Source organism: Luteibacter jiangsuensis, assembly GCF_030812295.1.
In the GTDB taxonomy this organism is placed as follows: Bacteria; Pseudomonadota; Gammaproteobacteria; order Xanthomonadales; family Rhodanobacteraceae; genus Luteibacter; species Luteibacter jiangsuensis_A.
Window position 1 is genome coordinate 1,089,237 of record NZ_JAUSSK010000001.1, and the last position, 13,944, is coordinate 1,103,180.

The following is a 13,944-nucleotide window of genomic DNA, read 5'->3' on the forward strand; positions in this document are numbered from 1 at the left end:
GGCGCGATCGCGCCCCGGCGTGGATCAGGCGTCGAGACGTTTCGAACCGGCTTCGAGGCCGGCCTTGAGGCTGGCTTCGACGAATTCGTCGAGGTCGCCGTCGAGCACCTTCTGCGTATCGGAACGTTCGATGCCCGTGCGCAGGTCCTTGATGCGGGACTGGTCGAGCACGTAGTTGCGGATCTGGCTGCCCCAGCCGATGTCGGACTTGGTCGCTTCCAGCGCGTCTTTCTCGGCGTTGCGCTTCTGTACTTCGAGCTCGTACAGCTTGGCCTTGAGCATCTTCATCGCGCGGTCGCGGTTGGCGTGCTGGCTGCGTTCGGTCTGGCAGGCCACGACCGTGTTGGTCGGCACGTGCGTGATACGCACGGCCGATTCGGTCTTGTTCACGTGCTGGCCGCCGGCGCCGGACGAGCGGTAGACGTCGGTCTTGAGGTCGGCCGGATTGATGTCGATCTCGATGTCGTCGTCCACTTCCGGCGAGACGAACACCGAGGTGAAGCTGGTGTGCCGGCGGTTGTCGGAGTCGAACGGGCTCTTGCGGACCAGGCGGTGCACGCCGATCTCGGTCTTGAGCCAGCCATAGGCGTAGTCGCCCTCCACGCGGAAGGTGGCGGACTTGATGCCCGCGACTTCACCCGCGCTGACTTCCATCAATTCGGTTTTCCAGCCGCGCGACTCGGCCCAGCGCAGGTACATGCGCAACAGCATTTCGGCCCAGTCCTGCGCTTCCGTGCCGCCGGCACCGGCCTGCACGTCGACGAAGGCGGGCGCCGAATCGAGTTCACCGGAGAACATGCGCTGGAATTCCAGCTTGCCTACGCGTGCGTCGACCGCCTTCAGGTCGGCGACGATCGATTGCACGGTGGCCTCGTCGCCATCGGCGGCGGCCATCTCGAGCAGTTCCTTCGAGTCGTCGAGGGTGCCGGTCATCTCGTCGATGCCAGTGACGATGCCATCGAGCTGGGCGCGCTCGCGGCCGAGATCCTGCGCGCGCTTGGGATCGTCCCAGACGTTGGGACTTTCCAGCTCGCGATTGACTTCTTCTAGGCGTTCTTTCTTGACCGGGTAGTCAAAGATACCCCCTAAGCGACTCGACGCGGGCCCTGAGGTCCGCGATCTGCGCGAGGATCGGATTGGTCTCGATCATGGTTGGCATGCCTGGTGGTGCGGGCGCGGGGCGCGCCGGCTAAAGCGGTGAATTCTAACAAATCGGGGCGTTCACCGCATCGCCGGGAGTGCTTTCGCGAGCACCCGTCGCCGACAGGGTCGGCTCCCACCAGGCTTTGGTCAGGCTGGCTATGGGTCAGGCGGGCAAGGCCTCCTGGTGTACGCCGCGGACCGCGCGGCCCGAAGGGTCGGCCGCCGCCGCGAAGGCGGGGTCCCAGGCCAGGGCCGCCGGCGACGAACAAGCGATCGACTTGCCGCCGGGCACCGTGGCCGCACAGGCCTCGCCAGGGAAGTGCTTCTCGAACAGTGTCCGGTAGAAGAAGGCCTCCTTGGTGGCCGGCGTGTTGACCGGGAAACGGGCGGCGGCCGCGGCGAATTCGCGATCGGAAACCATCTTCTCCGCGTATGCCTTCAACCCGTCGATCCAGCCGTAGCCCACGCCGTCGCTGAATTGCTCCTTCTGCCGCCAGAGGATCGATTCCGGCAGCGCCCCCTGAAAGGCCTCGCGCAGGATGCCCTTCTCGATGCCCTTGCGCGCCACCATCTTCGCTTCCGCGTCGAAGGACATGGCGGTCTCCAGGAATTCGGTGTCGAGGAAAGGCACCCGCGCCTCGACGCCCCAGGCGGACATCGACTTGTTCGCACGCAGGCAATCGTAATAATGCAGCGCGTCGAGCTTACGGATCGTCTCCTCGTGGAACGCACGCGCCGAGGGCGCCTTGTGGAAGTACAGGTAGCCACCGAACACCTCGTCCGAGCCCTCGCCCGAGAGCACCATCTTCACCCCCATCGCCTTGATCCGCCGTGCGAGCAGGAACATGGGCGTGGACGCGCGGATCGTGGTGACATCGTAGGTCTCGATGTGGCGGATCACTTCCGGCAGCGCGTCGAGGCCTTCCTCGAAGGTATAGCGGAATCCGTGGTGCACGGTGCCGAGCGCCTCGGCGGCGATCTCGGCGGCTTTCAGGTCGGGCGAACCTTCCAGGCCGATCGCGAAGGAATGCAGGCGCGGCCACCACGCCTCGCCCCGGTCGTCCTCCTCGATGCGACGGCGCGCGAACCCCGCGGCCACCGCGGCGACGAGCGAGGAATCCAGGCCTCCTGAAAGCAGCACGCCGTAGGGCACGTCGGTCATCATCTGCCGGTGTACGGCCGCCTCGAATGCGGCGCGCAACGCGGCAGGCTCGATCGACTTGCCGCGGGTCGCGTCGTAGTCGCGCCATTGGGGTGTCCAGTACGCCACCGGCTCGCCGCGCTCGCTGTCGTACACGTGCCCCGGCGGGAACGGGGCCACGTCGGCGCATACCCCCACCAGCGACTTCATCTCGGAAGCGACGCACAGGCGCCCTTCCCTGTCGTGCCCCCAGTACAACGGACAAACGCCGAGCGGATCGCGGGCGATGAGGACGCGGCGTGTGCCGGCATCCCACAACGCGAAGGCGAAGATGCCGTTGAGCTTGTCGAGGAACCCGGCGCCCTGCTCGCGGTAGAGCGCGTTGATCACTTCGCAATCCGAGCCGGTGGTGAAGGCGTAATCGCTGGCCGCGCGCAGTTCCCGGTGGTTATAGATCTCTCCGTTCACGGCCAGCGCAAGATCGCCCTCGGGCGATCGCAACGGCTGTGCACCGCTGGCGGGATCGACGATGGCGAGGCGCTCGTGAACGAGGATCGCACCGTCGTCGACGTATACACCGCTCCAGTCCGGCCCGCGATGACGCTGCCGTTGCGAAAGCTCCATCGCCCGCGTACGCAGGGCGACCAGGTCGTCGCCGGCGGCGAGGCCGAACATCCCGAAGATCGAACACATGGACCACTCTCCCGATGAGGAAAACGCGCAAAGAAAAAGGCCCGCCTGGTGAGGGCGGGCCTTTGGTGTATCGGTGGTTTCACTTGCAACCGCCTACACGCCGACCCTCCCGAGATTCCGGGCATTATTGGTATTGGCGTTATTGGCGGCGAAGCGAATCATGGTTCGACTAGAGCATGATCCGGAGCGTGATGCAAGCACCCATCGCCGCTGAAGCGGCTCCCACATCAGGCCCCACCCGCAAAAGGCTCCCACATAAGCGACGCCTGCGCGAAGATGGCGACCACATCAGGCGAGACCACCTCGGTGCCGCCTGGCGTAACCCAAGTGCCGCATACCCCGTGGGAGCCGCTTCAGCGGCGATATCGGTCAAAGCAAAAGGCAAACGAGTCAAATGAACACCCTGCTAGCCCTCGCCCTCATGTCCACCACCACCCAACCCACGCCCGCCTGGCTCGCCGGCGACTGGGAGCCCTACAGCAACGCCTTCATCGGGCTGCGCATGCTCAGCATCGGCAAGGCCACGCTGAGCTGGAAAGGCTGCAAGAACGTCCACTTCGACGTGCTGGAATCCGAGGGCGGCAGCGTGACGCTGCGCCTGGCTCCCGGCAGCACATGCTCGCTCGACGACGAACCGCCCACGCGCATGGACACCCTGCGCCTCACCCTGCGCGAAAACCATTGCGACCTCGGCGTGACGATCTACGCCTCGCCCGAAGCCGCGAAGAAGAACGAACCCGCGGCGGAAGGCCTCTATGGCAAGCCCAGATGCCCTTCGGGCCCGGTGGGTCAGGCCGCCGCCAACCTCTCGACCACCACCCGATAGGCCTGCGCGGCGGATGTCTCCGCCGCATGCGCGAAGTCGCGTACACGCCACTGTCCGCCCACCATCACGTCACGCACCAGGGGCGTGTTGCCGGCGAACAGGAAGCTGTCCAGGACGTCCGCCTCCTCGCGCGCCGCGAGTAATGGCGAACGGTCATCGAGGACGAGCAGGTCGGCGCGTGCACCCGGAGACAAGCGTCCCACGTCGACGCCCGCCGCGCGTGCGCCGCCATGCAACGCACGCTGCCACAGGGCCGTGCCCACGCTTTCCTCGGGACGCCGCGCCGCGACGTTGCGATGCCGCGTGAGCAAGCGCTGCCCGTATTCGAGCCAGCGGAGTTCCTCCACCGGCGACACCGATATATGCGAGTCGGAGCCGATGCCGAAAGTACCGCCCGCATCGATGAAAGCCGCCAGTGGGAACAAACCGTCGCCCAGGTTGGCTTCGGTGGTGGGGCAGAGCCCGGCGACCGCGCCGCTTTTGGCGAGCCGGTCGGTCTCGTGCGCGGTGAGGTGGGTCGCATGCACGAGCGTCCAGCGCGGGTCGACGTCGGCGTGGTCGAGCAGCCACTCGACCGGGCGCGCGCCACGCACGGCGAGGCAGTCCTGCACCTCGCCGATCTGCTCGGCGATATGGATATGCACGGGAAGGCCGCGCGCGATGCCGGTCGCAAGCAGCGCGCGCATGGCATCCTCCGGCACCGCGCGCAACGAATGCAACGCGATACCCAAGGTGAACATGTCATCCTGCATCGGCGCCAGCCGTTCGAGAAGGCTGACGAATCCACCCACATCGTGGCGGAAGCGTTGCTGCCGTTCGGTCAGGGGACGGCCGTCGAAGCCGCCGGTCATGTAAAGCACCGGCAGCAGCGTCAGGCCGATGCCGGCTTCCTTCGCCGCTTCGATGAGGGCCAGCGACATCGCCGCGGGATCGGCATAGGGCACGCCGCGCGGTCCATGGTGCAAATAGTGGAATTCGCAGACCTGGGTGTACCCGGCCTTCACCATTTCCACGTAGAGCTGTGTCGCGATCGCCTTGAGGTCGTCGGGATCGATCGCTTCGGCGAACGCGTACATCGTCTCGCGCCACGTCCAGAAACTGTCCTCGCCGGGGCCACGGCGCTCGGCCAGGCCAGCCATGGCGCGCTGGAACGCATGCGAGTGGAGGTTAGGCATGCCGGGGAGCACGAATCGCCCGGCACGTTCGGCCGCACCCGTGGCCACGTCGAAGCGCCGGCCGGCCACGGCCAGCGGGGCGTCCCCGATGCGCCATGCCCCCTCCTGCCAGAAGAAGTCGGCGCTGAAGGCGGTGGTCGACATGGCGTGTCCTTTGGGGGGAATGGATACATGCATGGTACCAATCGCCGACATGGCCGGCTCCCACCTGTGCATGGCGGGGCATAATGGGCGGATGAACGAGACGAATGCCGCCCACCCCCCGAAGCTGCTGCTTCGTCTGGCACGCCCCAGTGACGTGCCCGAACTGGTCGCCCTCACCGCGCGCGTGTACACCGCCGAATGGGGCCATTCGGCGGAAATGCTGCAAGGCCAGCAGACGCACTTTCCCGAAGGCCAGTTCGTGGTCGAGTACGAGGGAAAGATCGTCGGCTTCTGCGCCACGTTCCGCATCAACGAGGCGCTGGCGCTCGCGCCACACACCTGGATGCAGATCACCGGCGGGGGCTTCGCCTCGCGTCACGACCCCAAGGGCGACTGGCTCTACGGCATGGAAGTGGTGGTCCATCCCGATTACCGCGGCATGCGCATCGGCCAGCGGCTGTACCTGGCGCGCAAGCGACTGTGCACCGACCTGAAGTTGCGCGGTATCGTCTTCGGTGGCCGCATGCCGGGCCTCGCCCGCGCGATCGGCCGCTACGGCAGTGCCGAAGCCTATGTGCAGGCGGTGGTCGATGGCAGCCGGCGCGACCCCACACTGAGCTTCCAGCTGCGCAACGGCTTCGAGGTGGTCGGCCTGCTCCGCGAATACGTGCCATCCGACCATGAATCGCTCGGCTACGCCGCGCACCTGGTCTGGCGCAACCCCCACCTGCTGGACCAGCCCGACATGCCGCGCGTGTCGCAGAGCCACCGCCTGCCGGATTCGGTGCGCGTGGCATCGGTCCAATACCAGCAGCGGCGGATCCGTTCTTTCGAGGAATTCGCGACGCAGGTCGAGTACTTCGTCGACATCGCCGCGGATTACGACGCCGACTTCGTCGCCTTTCCGGAGTTGATCACGCTGCAGCTGCTCTCGATCGAGAACGCGGAGCTGTCGCCGGTGGATTCGATCCGCCGTCTCTCCGAGTACACCGACGAGGTCAAGGCCTTGTTCCACCGCCTCGCCGTGCACTACAACATCAACATCGTCGGCGGTTCGCATCCCACGCGCCAGCCCAACGGGGACATCCACAACGTCTGTTACGTCTGCCTGCGCGATGGCTCGATCCACGAGCGCGAAAAGCTGCACCCCACGCCCAGCGAACGCAATGTCTGGAACATCACCGGTGGCGATTCGGCGGCCACGATCCAGACCGACTGTGGCCCGATCGGCGTGATGATCTGCTACGACTCGGAGTTCCCCGAGGTGGCACGCCACCTCACCGACCAGGGCGCGCTGATTCTTTTCGTGCCGTTCTGCACCGACGTGCGCGAAGGTTACCTGCGCGTGCGCTACTGCTCGCAGGCCCGCGCGATCGAGAACCAGTGCTACGTGGTCCTCTCCGGCAACGTCGGCAACCTGCCCGGCGTGAATAATTTCGACATCCAGTACGGCCAGAGCTGCATCCTCACGCCGAGTGACTTTCCCTTCGCGCGAGACGGTATCGCCGCCGATTCCACGCCGAACATAGAAACGGTGTTGTTCGCCGACCTGCGCCTGGAGAACCTCGCCCGCGCGCGCAACTCCGGTGCGGTGCAGAACCTCAAGGATCGCCGCTACGACCTCTACCAGGTGCGCTGGACGCGCTCGACGGAGGTCCGATGAGCACGCCGCCGGAATCACTGCCACCGCGGAGCACGGGATCGCCGCTGGACCGCCTTCGGGAGCTGGGCCGGCACGAGTGGATGTCGCCGCGGCAATGGCGCCGGCGCATCCTGTTCTGGGCAGGTGCCATCGTCGTAGGCCTCTCCGCGGTGCTCTTCGCCAAGGCCGCCGACTACGCCTTCGAACTGTTCAGCCGCGCGGCTTCGCACGGATGGTGGGTGCCGCTGCTGGTGACGCCGGCGATGTTCGCGTTGCTGTGCTGGCTGACCCAGGGCGCACTGAAGGCCACGCGCGGCTCTGGCATTCCGCAGGCCATAGCCGCCTTGAAGGTGGAAGACGAGCCCTTCCGCTCGCGCATACTTTCGCTGAAGGTCGCGCTGGGCAAGATGGCACTCACGCTGGCGGCCTTGCTCGGCGGCGCTTCGGTGGGACGCGAAGGCCCCACCGTCCATGTCGGCGCAGGATTGCTGTACTCGATGGGACGGCGCTTCGGTTTCGCCGATCCCACGGCCGCGGGACGCTTCATCCTGGCCGGATCGGCCGCCGGCCTGGCCGCCGCATTCAATACGCCACTTGCAGGCGTGGTGTTCGCCATCGAGGAAATGTCCGGCACGTTCGAACATCGCATGAGCGGCACCTTGCTCACGGCGGTGATCGTGGCCGGCGTGGTGTCTCTCGGCGTCGTCGGAAACTATGCCTATTTCGGCGACATCACGGCGACGCTTCCGCTGGGCCGTGCCTGGATCGCGGTAGTGTTGACGGGTGTCGTCGGCGGGCTGGCCGGGGGACTCTTCGCGCGGCTGATCGTTCCTGCAGCCGGTGGATTCCGCGGCGTGATGGGCCGCGTGCGGGCACATCAGCCGGTGGTGTTCGCCGCCGCCTGCGGTCTCGCGCTGGTGCTGCTCAGCCTGCTCAGCGCGAACGGCCTCTACGGCACCGGTTATGCGCAGGCACGCGACATCCTGCAAGGCCACGGCGATACCGGGCCGTTCTTCGGCGTGCTGAAGTTCCTTGGCAACATCGCCTCGTCGTGGGCAGGCATTCCGGGCGGCATCTTCTCGCCGGCGCTCGCCGTCGGGGCGGGCCTTGGCAACAACATCGCCCACTTCCTGCCCGGCTCGGACGTGTCGTCGGTGGTCCTGCTCGGCATGGCCGCCTATCTGGCCGGCGTGACCCAGGCACCGCTCACCGCGGCGGTCATCTCCCTGGAACTGACCGCCAACCGGCAGATGGCCTTGCCGATCATGGCCGCGTGCCTGCTCGCCCGTGCGCTCTCCAGCCTCGTTTGCAGGGTGCCGGTCTACAAGGCACTCGCCGAGAATCTGATCGCGCAGTACGAGGAAGAACGGAGGCGACGGGACGCACCATCCGAAAACGAAACGATCGCCGATGCCGACCCCCTTCCGGTGGAACCGCACACGCCATGACGCCCGATCGACGCTGGGATCACCTCCTGCTCGACGTCGGCCTCGCCACGCTGGCCGATAACGGCGCGCCATACGGCGCCATCGAGGACGGCGCCATCGCATGGCGCGACGGCCGGATCGTTTTCGCCGGTCCGCGCAAGGACCTGCGCGACGAACCACACGCCCTGGCGCACCGCGTCGAGTCCCTGCCCGGGACCTGGGTGACCCCTGGTCTCATCGACTGCCACACGCACCTCGTGTTCGGCGGCGACCGGGCGCATGAATTCGAACGGCGGCTGGAAGGCGCGACCTACGAGGAGATCGCGCATACCGGCGGCGGCATCGTCTCCAGTGTGCGTGCCACACGCGCCGCCAGCGAGGACGAACTGCTGCGCCAGTCGCTGCCCAGGGCGCGCGCGCTGCTGGCCGACGGGGTCACCACGCTCGAGATCAAGTCCGGTTATGGCCTGGAGCCGGAGACCGAGCGACGCATGCTCCGCGTGGCCCGGCGCATCGGCAACGAACTCGGCGTAGACGTACGCACGAGCTTCCTCGGCCTGCACGCCCTGCCGCCCGAGTACGCCGGCCGCCGTGACGAGTACGTCGCGCTGGTCTGCGACATCATGCTGCCTTCGCTCGCCGCGGAGGATCTGGTCGATGCCGTGGACGCCTTCTGCGAGGGCATCGGCTTCACCCTCGAGGAAACGCAGCGGCTATTCGGGAAAGCCACGGAACTCGGTTTGCCGGTGAAACTGCACGCCGAGCAGCTGTCCGATCTGGGTGGGGCGGCGCTGGTCGCGCGCCATGGCGGCCTCTCCGCCGACCACCTCGAATGGACCAGCGAGGACGGCGTGCGCGCGATGGCCGATGCAGGCACCGTGGCTGTGCTGCTACCTGGTGCTTACTATGCCTTGCGCGACACGCGCCCGCCCCCGGTCGATGCCTTCCGCCGCCACGGCGTGCCCATGGCCGTCGCCACCGACCTCAATCCAGGCACATCGCCCCTGCTTTCCCTGCGCATGGCGATGGGCATGGCCTGCACCCTCTTCCGCCTTACCCCCGAGGAAGCGTTGCGTGGCGCAACCGTGAACGCCGCGCGTGCCCTCGGCCTCGACGACCGTGGCCGCCTTGTCGTGGGCCTGCGCGCCGATCTGGCGATCTGGAACGTCGGCCAGCTCGCCGAACTGTGCTACTGGATCGGCGGCGGCCTCCTCAGGGAAACCTGGATCGGCGGCGAACGCATCACGCGCTGACAGCCGGCGCACATTCGCCGCAAGTTTCCGAAAACTTCCATCGATCCGGAGGGAACCGGCACCTATCATCGATGTTGCCTTGGCGCTAGCGGCGCCGGCATCCAAGGATTGTCAGGAACATCGTTGAAGGGTTCATCGTCATCCCGCTTAAGGGATCGCCTCGTCGTCGCGCGCATCGCATGCCTCGTGCTCCTGGCATCCGTCACCGGTGCATGCGGCAACACGCGGAAAGAGGAAGAAGAGCGTTCCCGGCATGCGCGGCAGATGCGCGATGTCGCGCGCATGCTCGATGCGATGGAAGCATCCGAACCGGTCGACCTGGCGACGATCATGGAGACCCCCGTCCCCATCCCGCCCAAGACCACCCGGCGCGTCGCGACGTCGTACGTGCGCTCCGAACCACATGCCCCCGGTGGCCGGGCCATCGCCGGCTGGCCGTTCATCGCCCTCGGCGGGGCGGGCACCGGCACGGCCGCCATGCTGTTGCTGGCGATGTCGCGACGGCGCGCACGGCACGCAAGGCAACGTATCGTCAAGGATGCCCCGTCCCTAGCCAGCCATTTCGCCGGCCGTCCGCCCGATCCACCTGCCGCGCAAGCACCGTCCCCATCGCCGGCCTGGGTGTACAGGCGATCCGCGTATGAAACGCCGGACCTGCACGTGACCGGACAACCCGTGGACCTGCTCGTGCCACCTCCGCCGGACGCCGGTCCCGCCATCGACGCGCCCATGCCGGTATCCCACGGGTCACGAGGTGATTTGCGCGAACGACTCTCCGCGACGGATACGCTGGCCACGCTGCACCTGGTGGGTGACGAGCGCTTTCCGGACATCCGCTGCAGCGGAAAGGCGATCGGCGCGGAGCAAGCCTGGGAAGACATCCTCGTTGCCCAGGCACATCACGACGACGAGGATGCGCGGCTCGCGCGCTGGTTGCTACCCGCCTTGCGCATGCATCGTGCACGCGACTTGCCGCGGCGCGATGCGGAACGCCTGCTCATCGGGATCGAGGAGGATACGGCCCGCGCCCTGGACGGCATGGATAGCGACGAGCAACCGCATGGCTTCGCGCGCTGGATCCGGTTCCGCCTGGCGTGCATCGAGCGCCTGTCCGGCGCAAACCGCCTGTTCGCCTCGCGAGACCTGCTGACACGCCTCGCGCGCGACCCTCGCTGCGACCACCCGCTGGCCCTCGATGCCTGCATCGATGCCCAACTCGCCTGGGCCTCATGGCTGCTCGGCGCGGCCGCGGCGAAGCGCCTGGACGAAGCCGAGCGCTACTGCGACCGTCTCGCCGCCATCGGCCCGGATGCGGCGACACGCGCGTTACGCAGGCGCGGCGAGACCTGGCTGCACCGCGCGAATGCGCGCAAGCCCGCGGAACGCCTGCCCGACCTCGAGCGTGCGCAATCGTTGCTCGACGACGCGCATGCACGAGGTGCCGAAGCGGAGACGGCCTTGCTCGTCGCGCGCACCGCGCAGCAGCGGGCACGCCTGCTTACCGCGGAGGAAGCGGCCGCGGCCTGCTCGCACGCCCTGCTTCACGCTTTCCTGGCGGAACACGACCCGGCGTGGCGCGTCGACGCGCTGGCCTGCCGCCTGGACATCCAGCTGACCTATGAAGCCCTACCCGAACATGCCACAGAGGCAAGCGTCACCGCCGCGCTCGGCCGCAGCCTCGAAGCCGCGGGGCCTCTGCCCGCGTCCGCACGCACCGCCGTCGCCGAAGCACGGCTACGCGGCGGCGACCACGCCGGCGCCGCCGCGTGGTGCGAAGCCATCTGCCGCACGGATGCCCCCGACGACCGTGTCGTCCGGCTCTGGCGAGACGCCTGCCGCCGCTGGGCCGACGACCGCGACCACGACACCGCCGCGCTCGCGCAGTCGCTTCGCCACCTGGCCATCGCCCGTTCCACCCTGTGAATCCACACGAGTCCCCATGAGCATGAAGCACGCCACGAACGACCAGATCCTGCCTTTCTGGCAGACCCGCTACGGCCTCGCCACCGCGGTCACGGTGAACAACGCGGTAGCGCGATCGCTGCAACTTTACGGTGAATGGGCCGAACACGAGGCCATGCTGCTCAGCGGGCTGATCGAGGAAGGCCAGACGGTCCTGGAATTCGGCGGCGACTTCGCCGCGCACGCGTTGTGGATGGCGCAGGCGGTCGGCCCGCCAGGCCAGGTGCACGTGGCGGAACCACGCCGCATCCACTTCCAGCAGGTGTGCGCGAACGTGGCGATCAACGGCCTCGACAACGTCTTTACCCATGCGGTGTGGCTGGGTCGTGGCAAAGGGCTGTCGTCGCTCGGCAGCTTGTTGCCCGGCACACGCAAGGACGCCGACGAAAAGGTACGCATGGCCACCGTCGACAGCCTGCGGCTCGAAGCGCTGCACCTGCTCAAGGTGAACCAGCCGAACGCATTGGTCGACGTCCTCGCGGGCGCCACCGAGACGCTGCGTACGCATCGCCCGCTGATCTATGCACGCCTTTCAGGCATGGACACCGCCGAAGCCGAGGTGGCGGCGATCAAGGCACTGGGCTATCGCGCGTGGTCACACGTGCCCTACCTGTACAACGCGGATAACCATGCGGGCATCGACGCGAACATCTTCCCCGGTCTGGTCCAGCAGAACGTGATAGCCGCACCGGCCGACAGCCGCTTCGAGTTCGCGGAAAGGCTGGAGCTGTAATTACGAAAAAGCCCCGCATCGCGGGGCTCTTCGTCTCACGCTACCGAAGACTCAGGCCTTCTTGCGCGGCGCGGCCTTCTTGGCGGCGGCGGGCTTGGCAGCGGCCGGCTTGGCCACGGCGGCGCCGGTCACGACGTCGATGTGCGGACGGGCATTGCCATAGCTGGAACGGTAGATCTTGCCGCGACGGGTGCGGCGGTCGCCCTTGCCCATGGGAAACTCCTTGATTCGTAATGAGGGAGAGAAACGGCCGATCATCGTAGCAGCGGCCGCGTAAAGCGCAAGAGTGCCCGTTCAGTGAACGTGGCGGCCGCCCTTGCCGCACCCTTCCCGCTCGTCGGGACATGGGCCCGGATCGAACTGGACGGTGGCGTGCTCGACGCGCCAGCGCTCACTGAGCATGGCCTTGATCGCGCCCAGCACCCTGGCCTGGTCGGACTGCCCGCTTCCAGGCGCCAGTTCCGCATGCAAGGTGGCCATGCGCGAGCCGGCGGTCACCTGCCAGACGTGCAGGTGGTGGATATTGACGATGCCCGGATCGGCCGAATGCAGTTCGCGCTGCACATCGGCAAGATCGACGCCCTCGGGAATACCCTCGAGCAAGATATGTCCCGAACGGCGCACCAGCGACCACGCACTACGCAGGATCAAGAGCGAAACGAGCACCGAAAGCACCGGATCCGCCCAGTTCCAGTCCAGCCAACGCACCGCCAACGCGGCCAACACGGCGGCCACCGAACCGAGCAGGTCGCCCAGGACATGCAGGCTGGCGCCAGCGATGTTCACATCGTCCGGATCGTGGCCGTGGAGGGTGCGCAACACCACCACGTTGGCGACCAGGCCGAGGACAGCCACCACCAGCATGACACCGGACAGGATCGGCTGCGGCGAAAACAGCCGCTGGATCGCTTCGAACACGATGAAGGCGACCAGGGCGAACTGGGTGAGCGCATTGACGAAGCCTGCCAGCACTTCGATGCGTCCGTAACCGTAGGTGCGGCGCGCATCGGCGGGCCGCGCCGCGAAGCGGGCGCCGAGGAACGCCAGCAACAGTGCCAGCGCGTCGACCAGCATGTGACCGGAATCCGCCAGCAGGGCCAGCGAACCCGACCACACGCCGCCGACCGCCTCCGCGATCAACATCACGGTGGTCAGGACGAAGGCGAACAGCAGCTTGCGCTCGTTCCCGCCCTCGGCGTGATCGTGCACGTGCCCATGGGCGTGGACGTGCGAATGGGCGTGGTCGTGTGCCATGGAGCGAAGGCTAGGTAATCCGGGGGCGGTTACACAATCACGGGTGCGCGCAGGACGGCCCATGGATATGCCCCGCATGACCGCTGCGATCGACCTTCAGGTTCACGAAATGCGCGGCGGCGACGAGGAAACCGCCGCAGGTCACCAGCACGCTATGCACGAACAACGAATCGCCATGCAGGAACGTGACGCCGAGCAGCAGGAGCATCAGTCCTGGAACGGCCAGGACCAGCGGCAAACGCCGGCGATGGCGGCGGAACCCGGAAACGAGCGCCACGCTGGCCAGCAGGCAGGCGAAGACGACGAAGCCGGCTTCGAACCGGTGGTCGGCAAGGAACGACAGCCCCAGCACCGGCAGCAACGCGATGACGAAGGGCAGCGCCGCGCAATGGATGGCGCAAAGGAATGAGGCCGTCGCGCCGAGGCGATCGGCGGCGTGCCACCAGCGACGGGGGACTTCAGGGGCGACGGACGGATCGGTCATGGGGGACATAGCGTGACTAGTTGCACGGGTCGAGGCAAGTGATGATACTTTATAACATTGCGAAACC

At 67.1% G+C, this 13,944-nt stretch carries 12 protein-coding genes; 6 read left to right on the forward strand and 6 right to left on the reverse strand.

Translation table 11 applies throughout. The annotated features are described in order from the left end of the window. Positions 1-24: 24 nt before the first annotated feature. A protein-coding gene (gene prfB / locus J2T07_RS04720; protein WP_306847688.1) for a peptide chain release factor 2 occupies positions 25-1,150 on the reverse strand; the annotation gives its coding sequence in 2 pieces (ribosomal slippage) (positions 25-1,074 and positions 1,076-1,150; 1,125 coding nt in all). A 156-nt stretch (positions 1,151-1,306) separates the two neighbouring features. Further along, entirely contained in the window at positions 1,307-2,977 is a 1,671-nt protein-coding gene (gene asnB, locus J2T07_RS04725; protein WP_306847689.1) for an asparagine synthase B, read from the reverse strand. A 394-nt stretch (positions 2,978-3,371) separates the two neighbouring features. Here asnB and J2T07_RS04730 point away from each other — a divergent pair, with 394 nt between their 5' ends. Continuing rightward, a complete protein-coding gene (locus tag J2T07_RS04730) occupies positions 3,372-3,803 on the forward strand; it encodes a hypothetical protein (protein WP_306847690.1) in 432 nt (143 codons plus the stop codon). Here the strand turns inward: J2T07_RS04730 and J2T07_RS04735 are convergent. Next, a complete protein-coding gene (locus tag J2T07_RS04735; RefSeq protein WP_306847691.1) occupies positions 3,767-5,122 on the reverse strand; it encodes a formimidoylglutamate deiminase in 1,356 nt (451 codons plus the stop codon). The two genes, J2T07_RS04730 and J2T07_RS04735, sit on opposite strands and share 37 nt — an antisense overlap. Positions 5,123-5,213: 91 nt before the next feature. On the opposite strand from J2T07_RS04735, the gene J2T07_RS04740 reads away from it, so the two are divergent. The 5 genes from J2T07_RS04740 to J2T07_RS04760 all read left to right on the forward strand — a co-directional run bounded on the left by J2T07_RS04740 (position 5,214) and on the right by J2T07_RS04760 (position 12,139). Then, positions 5,214-6,785 carry a GNAT family N-acetyltransferase gene (locus tag J2T07_RS04740; protein WP_306847960.1) on the forward strand — a complete coding sequence of 524 codons (1,572 nt, stop codon included), beginning with the start codon at positions 5,214-5,216 and terminating at the stop codon, positions 6,783-6,785. Further along, positions 6,782-8,212 (forward strand): chloride channel protein, encoded by a 1,431-nt coding sequence (locus J2T07_RS04745; protein WP_306847692.1) that lies wholly within the window; start codon positions 6,782-6,784, stop codon positions 8,210-8,212. Before J2T07_RS04740 ends, J2T07_RS04745 begins: the two co-directional genes overlap by 4 nt. Beyond that, the gene (gene hutI, locus J2T07_RS04750; RefSeq protein ID WP_306847693.1) at positions 8,209-9,444 is read left to right on the forward strand and encodes an imidazolonepropionase; all 1,236 of its coding nucleotides are present in this window, start codon (positions 8,209-8,211) and stop codon (positions 9,442-9,444) included. The genes J2T07_RS04745 and hutI overlap by 4 nt, the downstream gene beginning before the upstream one ends. 123 nt (positions 9,445-9,567) lie before the next feature. Then, a complete protein-coding gene (locus J2T07_RS04755; RefSeq protein ID WP_306847694.1) occupies positions 9,568-11,367 on the forward strand; it encodes a hypothetical protein in 1,800 nt (599 codons plus the stop codon). 16 nt (positions 11,368-11,383) lie between these two features. Beyond that, positions 11,384-12,139, forward strand: a complete 756-nt coding sequence (locus tag J2T07_RS04760) for a hypothetical protein (RefSeq protein WP_306847695.1) — start codon at positions 11,384-11,386, stop codon at positions 12,137-12,139. 51 nt (positions 12,140-12,190) lie between these two features. On the opposite strand, the gene J2T07_RS04765 is transcribed toward J2T07_RS04760, so the two are convergent. The 3 genes from J2T07_RS04765 to J2T07_RS04775 all read right to left on the reverse strand — a co-directional run bounded on the left by J2T07_RS04765 (position 12,191) and on the right by J2T07_RS04775 (position 13,877). Then, on the reverse strand, positions 12,191-12,352 hold the full coding sequence (locus tag J2T07_RS04765) for a 30S ribosomal protein THX (protein WP_306847696.1): 162 nt from the start codon (positions 12,350-12,352) through the stop codon (positions 12,191-12,193). A gap of 81 nt (positions 12,353-12,433) precedes the next feature. Next, complete coding sequence (locus J2T07_RS04770; RefSeq protein WP_306847697.1) at positions 12,434-13,393, reverse strand: cation diffusion facilitator family transporter; 960 nt, start codon at positions 13,391-13,393, stop codon at positions 12,434-12,436. A gap of 37 nt (positions 13,394-13,430) precedes the next feature. After that, positions 13,431-13,877, reverse strand: a complete 447-nt coding sequence (locus J2T07_RS04775) for a MerC domain-containing protein (protein WP_306847698.1) — start codon at positions 13,875-13,877, stop codon at positions 13,431-13,433. Positions 13,878-13,944 lie beyond the last annotated feature (67 nt).

Bases quoted from the DNA above. Each gene is read 5' to 3' on its own strand.
- asnB (WP_306847689.1), bottom strand. From the start codon at position 2,977: ATGTGTTCGATCTTCGGGATGTTCGGCCTCGCCGCCGGCGACGACCTG.
- J2T07_RS04730 (WP_306847690.1), top strand. From the start codon at position 3,372: ATGAACACCCTGCTAGCCCTCGCCCTCATGTCCACCACCACCCAACCC.
- J2T07_RS04735 (WP_306847691.1), bottom strand. From the start codon at position 5,122: ATGTCGACCACCGCCTTCAGCGCCGACTTCTTCTGGCAGGAGGGGGCA.
- J2T07_RS04740 (WP_306847960.1), top strand. From the start codon at position 5,214: ATGAACGAGACGAATGCCGCCCACCCCCCGAAGCTGCTGCTTCGTCTG.
- J2T07_RS04745 (WP_306847692.1), top strand. From the start codon at position 6,782: ATGAGCACGCCGCCGGAATCACTGCCACCGCGGAGCACGGGATCGCCG.
- hutI (WP_306847693.1), top strand. From the start codon at position 8,209: ATGACGCCCGATCGACGCTGGGATCACCTCCTGCTCGACGTCGGCCTC.
- J2T07_RS04760 (WP_306847695.1), top strand. From the start codon at position 11,384: ATGAGCATGAAGCACGCCACGAACGACCAGATCCTGCCTTTCTGGCAG.
- J2T07_RS04765 (WP_306847696.1), bottom strand. From the start codon at position 12,352: ATGGGCAAGGGCGACCGCCGCACCCGTCGCGGCAAGATCTACCGTTCC.
- J2T07_RS04770 (WP_306847697.1), bottom strand. From the start codon at position 13,393: ATGGCACACGACCACGCCCATTCGCACGTCCACGCCCATGGGCACGTG.
- J2T07_RS04775 (WP_306847698.1), bottom strand. From the start codon at position 13,877: ATGACCGATCCGTCCGTCGCCCCTGAAGTCCCCCGTCGCTGGTGGCAC.